The following is an 11,260-nucleotide window of genomic DNA, read 5'->3' on the forward strand; positions in this document are numbered from 1 at the left end:
AACTAATTATGCGAACATGATATCATAGGTTATTTGCCTCAATACCCAACTACTTCATTTATCACGTTAACAGGCTTTGAGGGGCGATTGCATCGTAAGAAGTTCAGGGTGAAACTAACTAAAAAAGCTATGCTAAATCAAAATACTTAAGATTAAAACTATAAAGACTTATTTATCACCCCTTTCCCATTCAGGTATGGCTCCTTTGACTCGGCGGATGGGCAAATTAGCAATTAAAGCTGTCGTTCGTTGGTTGCTTTCTAAGGAGAACTCCAAGCCCTCCGTCTCAACTTCGACATAGCGACAGACTACATCTAAGATTTCTTGCCGCATTTTTTCTAACGTTTGAGGATCTATATCAGCGCGATCGTGAGCAATCACCAATTGCAGGCGACGTTTGACTTGAGTTCGACTGCTATCAGTACCGCGAGAAAAAAGTCGTTCTAGAAGTTCAATCATTACGAATAGGTCTGGCGCGGAGACTGGAAAAGTAAGTTAAACAATCTTTGTCCTGAACAACCTTCGTATACGGGCGAAGATGCTGTCTTGGGACGAGTCGATCTCCAGAAATTCGACACTTTCCCCTTCTAATCTACGAGCAATGTTCTCAAAGGCTGTGGCAGCTAAAGAGGGATTTTCCGCTAACACTAAGGGTTCGCCGCGATTGGTAGATACAATAACACGCTCGTCGTCAGGGATTACCCCGATCAGGGGAATGGCGAGAAGTTCCTGAACATCTTGCACTGACATCATATCATTTGCCTGCACCATTGAGGGTCTGATGCGGTTAATTATTAAATGAACACGCTTGATACCTTGTGCTTCAAGTAACCCCACTACCCGGTCAGCGTCACGAACTGAGGAAATTTCTGGTGTGCTGACAACTAGCGCTTCTTTTGCTGGGCCGATCGCATTTTTAAATCCATTCTCAATGCCGGCGGGGCTATCGATGATCACGTACTGATATTTTTGCGCCAGTGCATTCACCAATAACTTCATCTGTTCAGGCGTGACTGCATCTTTGGAGCGATTTTGGGCTGCCGGCAAAAGTACGAGATTTGGTTGGCGCTTATCTTTCACCAAGGCTTGTTCTAAGCGGCACTCTCTGGCTAAGACTTCCACCGCAGTATAGACGATGCGGTTTTCTAGCCCTAGTAGCAAATCCAAATTTCTCAGACCAAAATCCGCATCAACCAAGGCAACTTGACGCCCCATTTTGGCTAAAGCCATGCCCAGATTTGCTGAAACTGTGGTTTTACCCACTCCTCCTTTGCCGGAGGTAATCACTATAATGCGAGTCATGATAGAAATACGGTCAATAAGGGTTCAGAAAATATAAAACAGTAAATTGCAGTATAAAGTATGAAGTATCGTATCAAGTATGAAGAAATATCTGGTCTCCCTGATCCGGGCGAGGCATGAATATTTATGTTATTTCATCTTTATCTACTTCATCCTTTAAGTAAATATTTATGGCTCTTGATTGCTTTTGGTAAATTGGTTTCTGGAAAAATCAGTAGCCCTAGCGATGCGAATTCCTTGGGGCGTAATATGTGCCACCTCTGGAGAAAACTGCATTGGCGGTTTTTCTGGTGCCCTAGCTACAGCATCTGCGATCCGTAATTGAGTTGGTTCCATTTGCAAGGCCATAATCAGACACTCACGATTGCCTCCAGCACCAGCATGAGCGATTCCACGTAGGCGACCCCAGATGATAATATCTCCATCTGCAATTACAATACCACCTGGATTTAAATCTCCCAAGAGAATTACTGTACCAGGATGACGAATTTCTACTCCAGAACGGACTGTCATTTCTAAATAGAGGGCATCTGCCTGGGGTATGGCTGTAGCTTTTGGCTCGGAATTCAAAGAAGTTACGGGCTGTAATTGTTCTACAGAATACCCAGATGTGACGGCAGCGATCGCAGTTTGCCGACGACTAGTCGAGACTGAGATTAGCCGCAGTTGGACTTCAATCAAAGCCTCGGCGAGTTCTTGGAGTTGTCTGGCATCTACTAGGCGGTCTTGTGCCATTAGATGCACAGGAGTATTAGATATCCGAAAGCGATCGCCTGCATTCAAACGCTGTCTTATTTGTTGCCAAATATCAGACCAACTGAGTTCTGAGGCAGATACTTGAGATTCCGGGGGCAGAATTAATAACAGCCGTCCCTCCTTACTTTTTAACTGGACTTGACTATTGTCATTTACGCGATGCCCTGATATTGCTGACTCATTAGGATTTAAATCAGTAAGAATAAAATCTGATGCCGGATCAGTATTTGAATCTACATCTGGGTTAGCAGGATTTGACTCTACATCAGCAAGGACAGTATTTGATTTTAAATAAAGGAGGACAGAATTTAACTCCGCATCCGGGAGGATAGAATCTGACTCTACATCAGAAATAGTAGGATTTACCTCTACCTCAGAAAGGATAGAGTTTGCTTCTGCATTAGGAAGTGCAGAATTTGACTTTAGATCGGGAACCGCAGAATCAGAAGTCATGAAGTATTAGCCAAAAGACAAAGGATACACAGATTTTGGATTTTAAATTTGGGATTTTGGATTTGTATTACCTACAAGGGGTGAAAGTGCGTAGCAAGACGTTAGTCTGGCATGAACCAAAAGATTATTTAATCTAAAATCGTTCGACTGAGCGACTTGTGCCGAGCAACTTGTGCCGAGCGTTCGCGTAGCGTCTCGCAGAGAAGCCGAGGTAAGCCGAGGTAAGCCGAAGTCTCAAATCTCAAATTGGCAGGGTCAACCTCTGATAAACTGTCCCCAAGGCATCAGCATCGCCAACGTTACCGGGAAACAGCACCACAGGTAAATCAGGAAACTGGGGATGATCGGATGGCGTTAACACCATTGAACAACCAGCTAAAATTTGACCGAGTAAACGGGCTGAAGTTAAAGCTAGTCCAGTACTCAAGACATCATTAGAAGTAATACCACCCTTGCTGACTAAGAATCCTATATCAGATGGTAAACCACGCACAATATCCATCAATAAACCTGAAACTTTTTCCCCAAACTCCAATCGTGTGTTGACATCTTTAAAACTCAGTTCCTGACGGCTAGTATAAACCACTGGTGTTTTGCCAGCCTCGTGTGCCGCCCGTGTACTTTCTTGAATTTCAGTTAGCAATGTCGCAGATTGATTTGCATCATCAAGTAATCGTGCTACATTCACTTCGATTCCCACCGTTCCTTCTACTTGCAATAGCGCCTCTAATTGCTGGGTAGTCTTTTTCACATGGGAACCAACAATCACTGCACCTGGTTTGCCTTGTAGCACGTACTGCGCCATATTTTCGGCGGCAATGGGTTGGGGTGGTAAAGCGGCTAAAGCAGTTAAAATACTTGCTGCACTGCGAAACAGAAAGCGTTTCCCTTGACTTGCTGCTGCTAATATGTCTACTGCAAAGCGGTTGAGATCATCTTGAGTTTCACCATCTACGACAGCGCACTGATTACCACTTAGTTGTAACAATCGTTCCAAACTACCAGCGCGAATATCAGCTAGGAGAAACCTTTCTACAGCTTCGGCACTAATTCGTCCTTGAGTCTTTTCTTCGACATACTTGGGTAAGTAACTGTGATGGTAGCTGAAGACTGAATCACGGGCAAACTCAGTTTCATGGACTGGGGTGGGTACACCGCCAATAATCAAATAATGAACGCTGTCACGAGTGATGCGTCCACCCTCAAAAAAAGCTGGTACGAGAAAATGAGCATCAAAAGGGCCGAGTTCTTGTGCGATCGCATCAGTTTCAATGGGATAATGTCCCCGCAAAGTAGAATCAGAACGGCTGACAATCAAAAAATCGTCAATTCCTTCAGCATTCAAAGCTATTTTCAGGTTATGGCAAACTTCTTTAGTGAGGGATGCAGCTGACTCTGGCGTTAGCGATCTAGTATTAGTCAGCACAAAGAAAATCGGCGAATCATCCTGCAACCCGGTGCGTAGAGTGTCCACATCCCAGTGCATTAGCAGCAAGCAGCTGTGGACTGTTTGAGAACCTGTAGGGTCATCATCCAGGACAATTATTTTTGGTTTGTTGCTCATTTAGGTCAACGGGGCGATTGTTTTTTAGGAAAGTTCGGATTTGGAAAGTATTTTGCTAAACATCAAAGCAATCGAAACCTAACCCCCTACCCCCTTCCCTACAAGGGAAGGGGGGAAGATTCAAAGCCTCTCTCCTTATAGGAGAGAGGAATGGAAGTGAGGTTTCTTAGTATATTTTGTGACTTATTAAACATCTACTCAGCCTTTATGCAATTTTCTGATTTCTGCTTGTACATCGATCGCAATTTGCAATGATTGATTTAGCAGTTGAGCATATTCGCCTGCTTGACTACTAACTTGTAAAGCTTGCAGACTGGCTAAATTATTCACAAATAACTCTTGGTTATTAGCAAGCAATTTTTTATTATCCCGCAAAATTCGTTCTGTTTTCAGAGCGCGAACTAAATCTTCTCTAATCAGTTGTAGGGCGGCGGTTACTTGATCTCGGTCATGGAAACTGCTTTCTACGTTTCCTGATGCTGCTAATTGGTCATTAATATCGATGGCGCTAATCAGATCATGATATTTATCAACTTCATCTAAAAGTATTGTCAGTCCTTCGGGACAGGTCAACTGTCGCCACAGCCATCGCCCCACTAATATCGGCATTGGCACTAAAATGAGTAAAAGAATTCCTAGTCGAATTGAAGAACCAATTGTTGGCAGAATAATAAACGCATAAATAAAACCAACAATTATTGGCGTTAGCGCCAGCGTCACCAGCATTTCATTGATAAAAAACCCTAATCGCTTCTTGCTATCTCGCAAAACAGAGGGGCGAAAAACGTCTTCTGGATCGAACCCAGTCAAACGTCTCAGTTCCCCCTTACTAATTTCCAAGCCTATTAAGTCCGGCTGCACGGCTGGATAACTCCTATGGAAGCCCAAGTTGCGTATTTATTTTAACTAGTTCCGTGGGTTTAAGTCCCCCGGTTCAATAAAAAAGCAAGTTTTGTGTTGGGGTTAAATCCCCATTACAAAACAAAATTTACGAAAGCGTTGCGGGGCGTTCGCGTTTAGCGTCTCTAAGAGTTGCCCATTACGAATTACGAATTACGAATTATTTAATCGGGTTTGGTAGAGAAGCAATGGATGGTTACGTATAGTTATGATAAAAAGCAGACTGGGGAACACGATTAGATCAAGCTAAAAAGCATTTGCACTTATTTTATGCTTTATTTTAGATACAATGCAGTACTTATGTAGGCGATCGCGTTGAAGCGCACATCAAGTTGAGTATTATGACCACAGAACCACGATTAATAACTTTTGATGTTGCAACTGCTAAAATGGCATCCTCGCAGATGGGCGCAAAACTAAATTATCGACCGCAAGCCGCCGATACCAGCATCGATGCCGATATTTATCTGTTTTCCCGGTTGCGAAACCTCTCACTTGAACAACGAATAAAAATGTTCGCGGCTCATGAACGTGGGGTAAAAAAACTTTGCCTTGCAGGAATTAAATCACGACATCGCAGTGCTTCCAAAGAGGAAATCCGTTGTATATTTGCGCGTGCTTTGTTGGCAGAAAAATTCTCTCCAAACTTCCAGTTTATTGGTGTTGATGAAAGTATGTGGATTCAAGATTCCATCTCACTAGCAGGCGAACTCCATCAGCTTTTTGAGTCAATAAATATAGCTTATTACGTTAGTGGAGGTGTTGCTAGTTCAATTCATGGCGAACCTCGCTCGACACGGGATTTAGATTTGGTAATTTCAGTTCAACCCGACCAAATCGATTTGTTGGTGACGACACTGGAAGCAGCAGGATACTATTGTCCAGCAGGGGCGGTTGAAGATTTGAAGCGAGGATATGAGCGAATGCTCAACATCACACATACCGAAACCATCGCTAATGCCGATCTGTACATTACTGATGGCTCACCATTTGCAGTATCGCAGATGGCACGTCGGATATTGCCTGATTTAGATACGATACCTCAATTCTGGGTGGCTTCGCCAGAGGATACGATTTTACAGAAGTTGTGGTGGCGGCAAAGTAGTCAATCTGAAAAACAGTGGCGTGATGTATTGGGGATACTCAAGTTGCAAGCACAAAGTTTAGACTACACTTACCTTATAGAGTGGGCGGAAAGTTTAAATTTGGTTGATGCGTTGAGTCGGGCATTGACTGAGGCTGGTATTTAACGATCGTATTTGCCAAATCGCACCACTTCTACTCAGGAAACCAGTTTTCATCTAAAATTTGTTCTAAAGAGCCAAGCAGTGCAACAGGGAATGTATCAATGGGAAGTTGAGAGCGATCGCTTGCTTCTTTCCTTGCGTCTTGATAACATTCATCAAATATTTCTAAAATGTAAGGTTTTAAGCTAGGACTATCTTTAAGAGCTTTTTTAATCTCTCTACGAAAAGTCCTGATTTCTCCTTTCCAATGTCCTTGATTACGTTCTCGTTCTTCATCCCAACACTTGAGTTTTAGTAGATGTTGAAGAAGCTTAATTAATAAACTTTCAATTGCTCGCTTCTGGCTCCTACCCATAGTTTCTAATTCTTCTAACAAATTATCTAAATCAACAGCAGAAAACTGACCAGCACGAAGTTGATTGATAGTCGTCCTCAGCCAAAGGTAATAATCTTGGTCGTATAAGGTTTGAGTTGCTGGTTCTCTTTGTATCACCATACACTTGTTCAACTCCTATTATTTGTATTAGAAAGTTTGTGTTTTATACACCAATTATGCTTCAGATTTTGAATACTCAGAATTGCCTATAATCTCTCACCAAAATCAAAATACCCTCTTTAACACCATCATAATAAAAAAAGTTGAGTTGTTGGTTGATTAATTATATAAGCGACTGGTCTGTTAATTTTTCTCACCTTACCTTCATTCACAGCCCTATTTAACCAATCCTGCATTTGAGATAGTCTCACATCCAGACATTCCGTCAGAGCTTTTGTATCTTTTGGTTGCTGTAAATGATTAAGAATAAAGGGATAAACTAGACTTTTACACCAACCAGTGAGTTGCACAACAAGTAAACGCGATCGCTCCTGAAGCAATTCTTCAATAGCTTTCCCTTTCCATTGTCCAGGGCGAAAGTCATCTGTGGAGTTATCAGGCGCTTGACGCAGAAGCAATAATCCCTGTTGGGGGAGGTTAATTTACACAAGCACTAAGTATTTGTCATTATTTAATATGTAATATTAAATACAATTAAAAATTAGTTGTGTTCAGGATTTCTACCACTTTTTTGTGAGGCTGCACCAAATGTGTGGGAATCTTCAACTGGCATTTAAGGTTTGGGTCATAGCCTTGCGCTGCTAACGCTACATACTCAGTATCCATCATACTGAGGTTATGAATTTCAGTTAAGGTGCAATACCAAAAATATTCCTTAAGTCTAAACTAAAGCTTACTGAAAGAATGAGGTTTTAATTTACCAAGTCATTGAGAATATACAAGATCCCATTCATCAATCTCCAAATTCTCAACCCTATCAATTGATTATTACTGAGGGGAAAAAATGGCTAAAACTAAAGCAACAGACATTCTTTCATTAATTGAAGCAGAACATCGCCAAGTTGAGAAACTTTTTGCAGAAGCAGAAAAAGCTAAGGGCGCAAAATTGGTTGAGCAATTCAATCAAATCTATATAGTATTGAACTTACACACTAGAACAGAAGAATTAGTCTGTAATTAGTGCATTGAAATTACAAAATTGTTCCTTCATCAGGGAGTAGAAAAATGACTGCTGCAAATGGTAAGCGCAAAATTCGTTACGCTGTCGTTGGTTTAGGTTGGTTTGCCCAAGAAGCTGCCTTGCCTTCATTTGCCCACGCCGAAAACTCAGAATTAGTGGCATTGGTTTCAGATGACCCTACTAAAAACGAAGAACTGAGCAAAAAGTATGGTATAGAGCATACTTACTCCTACGAGGAGTATGAGGACTGTTTGGCAAGCGGCGAGGTTGATGCAGTTTATATTGCGTTGCCCAATCACTTGCATTGTGACTACACTGTGCGGGCTGCTAATCAGGCAATTCATGTATTATGTGAAAAGCCAATGGCAGTAACAGAACAAGAGTGTGAGGCAATGATTAAAGCTGCCAATGACAATAATGTGAAGCTGATGATTGCCTATCGCTTACATTTAGAAGAAGCCAATTTACAAGCAGTCGAAATTTTGCGTTCAAAGCAAATTGGTGAACCACGAATTTTCAACTCGGTTTTTACTCAGCAAGTAGAAGAAGGCAATATTCGTTTACGAGATGTTACAGGTGGTGGAACGCTCTATGATATTGGCATCTACTGTATTAATGCTGCACGTTACCTATTTCAAGATGAACCAATCGAAGTATTTGCTGTAGCTGCCAATAACGGAGAACAACGCTTCAGCGAAGTGGAAGAAATGGCTAGCGTCATCTTACGTTTCCCGAATGAGCGATTGGCAACATTTACCTGTAGCTTTGGAGGAGCAAGTGTTTCAACCTATCAGATTGTAGGTACTCAAGGCGATTTACGAGTAAATCCTGCATATCCTTGGCAGGGAGAAATCAAGCATTACCTGACAATTAATGGTGAAACCCAAGAGCGTACCTTTGAGGATCACGATCAACTAGCGGCTGAATTTACCTACTTCTCTGATTGTATTCTGCAAGATAAAGACCCAGAACCATCTGGGACGGAAGGGTTGATTGATGTTTCGATCATTCAAGCGCTTTACCAGTCAATTGAGACGGGTAAACCTGTGCAGATCCAAACTCGCGATGCCTACGGCGGTAAACTACGCCATCAACGCCCCACATCGGCTCAAACTATTGAGCGTCCTCCTAGTGACGAGAAGCCAGACTTGATTCATGCTGCTGCACCTTCTGGGGAATGATTACTAATACTAATTCTTTGTGAAGTTGCACAAATCAAGCTTGGTGAGATAAAGAATGTACTAATACCATTTCTTTGTGAGGCTGCGCCAAACCCTTTTAACTTCTTTCTTTCTTTCTTTCTTTGTGTCCTTTGCGTCCTTTGCGGTTCGTTTCTCTTTCTTCTTTCTTGTACTTAAATATGGTTTAGCGCATCTTCATACAGAATTGGTATAAGTGTATGATTGTCAGATAACAGACACTTAGTATTAGTCATTTTGTAGCGATCGCTTAACAGAAATACTGGCTATTAATAACATATAAGGGCACAACAATATATTGTGCCCCTACATATCTATTCAATTAAAAACCTGCTGTGTATGCCTAAATCTCAAGGATAAAGACCTCTGTCAGTCAGCGCCTGAGCCACTCTACCTACCCCTAAAGTGTAAGCAGCTAATCGCAGAGGAATTTGCCGTACCTCCGACTGCTGAATCACCCGATGGTAAGCTTGTACCATCAAATGCTCCATTTCGCGGTTAACACGCTCCTCATCCCAAAATACGTAGGAAAGACCCTGCACCCACTCCAAATAACTGACTACCACACCGCCAGCATTCGCCAAAATATCGGGTAGCACTGTCACACCCCGCGCCTCTAATGCCAAGTTAGCCTCAAGGGTAATCGGCCCATTAGCCGCTTCTGCGACAATTCGTGCTTGCACTTGATTCACATTTTCTTCAGTTATTTGGTTTTCTAAAGCCGCCGGTATTAAAACATCGCAGGGCAAAGTTAATAAATCTGCATTGCTAATTGGTACAGATTGCGGGAAACCCATAATACTCTTGCGATTTTCAGCAGCGTAGACTTTCAACTTGGGAATATCAAGACCGACTTCGGAAAATATTCCTCCAGCACCCGTTGAAACAGCGATAACTTTCGCGCCTGCTTGATGTAATAATTCTGCTGCGGCACTACCAACGTTACCGAAACCCTGAATGGCTACTCGCACTCCTGCTAAAGATTTACCTTGCTGTGCCAGCGCCTCACGGACAATAATCATCACGCCACGTCCGGTTGCCATTTCTCGTCCCAGCGAACCACCAATAGAAAGCGGTTTCCCAGTTACAACCCCTGGTACAGCATGACCAACATTCACAGAGTAAGTGTCCATCATCCAAGCCATCTCACGGGACGAAGTACCCATATCTGGGGCAGGAATATCTACGGAAGGCCCAATATCTTTAATCAACTCGCTGATATAACGGCGGCTAATTCGCTCTAATTCGCCAACACTGTAGCGTTTGGGATCTATAGCAATGCCACCCTTCCCACCACCGTAAGGAATACCTAACAAGGCACATTTCCAGGTCATCAACATTGCTAGAGCGGATACTTCGCGTAGTGTCACAGCCGGATGGTAACGAATTCCGCCCTTGTAGGGGCCTAAAACATCGGAGTGCTGTACGCGATGTCCAGCGAGAACTTGTATTTCCCCATCATCTAATTTCACGGGAATAGAAACCGTCACAACCTTACGCGGGTGGCTGAGAATTTCCAGCAAACCCTGATTTAAATTTAATTCTTTGGCTGCCGCCTCTAAGTAGCTACAGGCTTGGTCAAATGGGCATATATGCGCTGGAGAAGCTGGTTCTGACAGCAACAGTGATTTTGAAATCATAAAATTTTCTCCTAATCACGGTATCTTTACGAACCGGATCTCATATATGCCTAGCTTATCCTTGTTTTTTGGGAAAATAGGAATATTGTAGTTTTTGTTACATTTTTATCGAACAGAATTCAGTTGGGTATTCTGTACGACTGGCGCATGAATAAGTGGATTTAAGACCCTTTAGCAAAAGAAAAATTTGGTTGAACCCTCGTAAATTGGCAAAGGTATTGCAAAACCTGTAAATGTTTCAACGTTAGTAACAATTGTTTGAGCATTTACAATAAACGTTTAAGCAAAACTTGTAAATGTTTCAACGTTAGTAACAATTGCTTGAGCATTTGCAGCAATTGCTTATATCTTTGCAAGAAATGCTTAAGCAAAACTTATAAATGTTTCAACGTTAGCAACAAATGTTTAAACCTTTGCAACAAATATTTATATATTTGCAGCAATTGATTATACATTTGCAAGAAATGCTTAAGCAAAACTTATAAATGTTTCAACGTTAGCAGCAAATGATTATACATTTGCAACAAATGCTTAAACAAAGCTTATCAATCATGTTTGACCGGATAAGTCGCGGCGTGCAAGCCCCTAAATTTATTTATGGGGGTAAGCCGCAGGCGAATTTATTCGCCGTCATGTTTCGTTCTGATTTTGAATGTACATTTTAATAGTGTCTAAAGTCGCA

General features: G+C 42.1%; 11 protein-coding genes. 3 read left to right on the forward strand and 8 right to left on the reverse strand.

The window, feature by feature from the left end; genetic code table 11:
* Positions 1–168: 168 nt before the first annotated feature.
* From minE to LC586_RS31705, 5 genes are all read right to left on the reverse strand, one after another.
* Positions 169–459, reverse strand: a complete 291-nt coding sequence (minE, locus tag LC586_RS31685) for a cell division topological specificity factor MinE (RefSeq protein WP_229489413.1) — start codon at positions 457–459, stop codon at positions 169–171.
* A 36-nt stretch (positions 460–495) separates the two neighbouring features.
* Positions 496–1,302, reverse strand: coding sequence for a septum site-determining protein MinD (gene minD, locus LC586_RS31690; protein ID WP_104908781.1), 807 nt, complete (start codon positions 1,300–1,302; stop codon positions 496–498).
* A 168-nt stretch (positions 1,303–1,470) separates the two neighbouring features.
* Positions 1,471–2,511: a septum site-determining protein MinC gene (minC, locus tag LC586_RS31695; RefSeq protein ID WP_229489414.1), complete on the reverse strand. Its 1,041-nt coding sequence runs from the start codon at positions 2,509–2,511 to the stop codon at positions 1,471–1,473.
* Between the two features lie 241 nt (positions 2,512–2,752).
* Positions 2,753–4,075: a four-carbon acid sugar kinase family protein gene (locus LC586_RS31700; RefSeq protein WP_229489416.1), complete on the reverse strand. Its 1,323-nt coding sequence runs from the start codon at positions 4,073–4,075 to the stop codon at positions 2,753–2,755.
* A 198-nt stretch (positions 4,076–4,273) separates the two neighbouring features.
* Entirely contained in the window at positions 4,274–4,936 is a 663-nt protein-coding gene (locus LC586_RS31705) for a hypothetical protein (protein ID WP_229489417.1), read from the reverse strand.
* Between the two features lie 428 nt (positions 4,937–5,364).
* Here LC586_RS31705 and LC586_RS31710 point away from each other — a divergent pair, with 428 nt between their 5' ends.
* Positions 5,365–6,225, forward strand: a complete 861-nt coding sequence (locus LC586_RS31710; RefSeq protein WP_229489424.1) for a hypothetical protein — start codon at positions 5,365–5,367, stop codon at positions 6,223–6,225.
* A gap of 28 nt (positions 6,226–6,253) precedes the next feature.
* On the opposite strand, the gene LC586_RS31715 is transcribed toward LC586_RS31710, so the two are convergent.
* On the reverse strand, positions 6,254–6,718 hold the full coding sequence (locus LC586_RS31715) for a DUF29 domain-containing protein (RefSeq protein WP_229489418.1): 465 nt from the start codon (positions 6,716–6,718) through the stop codon (positions 6,254–6,256).
* Positions 6,719–6,846: 128 nt separating this feature from the next.
* The gene (locus tag LC586_RS31720; protein ID WP_229489419.1) at positions 6,847–7,176 is read right to left on the reverse strand and encodes a hypothetical protein; all 330 of its coding nucleotides are present in this window, start codon (positions 7,174–7,176) and stop codon (positions 6,847–6,849) included.
* Positions 7,177–7,562: 386 nt separating this feature from the next.
* On the opposite strand from LC586_RS31720, the gene LC586_RS31725 reads away from it, so the two are divergent.
* Both LC586_RS31725 and LC586_RS31730 read left to right on the forward strand, forming a co-directional pair.
* Positions 7,563–7,739 (forward strand): hypothetical protein, encoded by a 177-nt coding sequence (locus LC586_RS31725; RefSeq protein WP_229489420.1) that lies wholly within the window; start codon positions 7,563–7,565, stop codon positions 7,737–7,739.
* A gap of 44 nt (positions 7,740–7,783) precedes the next feature.
* Positions 7,784–8,920, forward strand: a complete 1,137-nt coding sequence (locus LC586_RS31730) for a Gfo/Idh/MocA family protein (RefSeq protein WP_229489421.1) — start codon at positions 7,784–7,786, stop codon at positions 8,918–8,920.
* Positions 8,921–9,288: 368 nt separating this feature from the next.
* On the opposite strand, the gene LC586_RS31735 is transcribed toward LC586_RS31730, so the two are convergent.
* Complete coding sequence (locus LC586_RS31735) at positions 9,289–10,578, reverse strand: Glu/Leu/Phe/Val family dehydrogenase (RefSeq protein WP_229489422.1); 1,290 nt, start codon at positions 10,576–10,578, stop codon at positions 9,289–9,291.
* Positions 10,579–11,260: the final 682 nt, after the last annotated feature.

Source organism: Nostoc favosum CHAB5714 (assembly GCF_020829495.1).
Lineage (GTDB): Bacteria > Cyanobacteriota > Cyanobacteriia > Cyanobacteriales > Nostocaceae > Nostoc > Nostoc favosum.

Coding starts and splice junctions, on each gene's coding strand:
- minD (WP_104908781.1), bottom strand. CDS start 1,302: ATGACTCGCATTATAGTGATTACCTCCGGCAAAGGAGGAGTGGGTAAA.
- LC586_RS31700 (WP_229489416.1), bottom strand. CDS start 4,075: ATGAGCAACAAACCAAAAATAATTGTCCTGGATGATGACCCTACAGGT.
- LC586_RS31710 (WP_229489424.1), top strand. CDS start 5,365: ATGGCATCCTCGCAGATGGGCGCAAAACTAAATTATCGACCGCAAGCC.
- LC586_RS31730 (WP_229489421.1), top strand. CDS start 7,784: ATGACTGCTGCAAATGGTAAGCGCAAAATTCGTTACGCTGTCGTTGGT.
- LC586_RS31725 (WP_229489420.1), top strand. CDS start 7,563: ATGGCTAAAACTAAAGCAACAGACATTCTTTCATTAATTGAAGCAGAA.
- LC586_RS31715 (WP_229489418.1), bottom strand. CDS start 6,718: ATGGTGATACAAAGAGAACCAGCAACTCAAACCTTATACGACCAAGAT.
- minC (WP_229489414.1), bottom strand. CDS start 2,511: ATGACTTCTGATTCTGCGGTTCCCGATCTAAAGTCAAATTCTGCACTT.
- minE (WP_229489413.1), bottom strand. CDS start 459: ATGATTGAACTTCTAGAACGACTTTTTTCTCGCGGTACTGATAGCAGT.
- LC586_RS31735 (WP_229489422.1), bottom strand. CDS start 10,578: ATGATTTCAAAATCACTGTTGCTGTCAGAACCAGCTTCTCCAGCGCAT.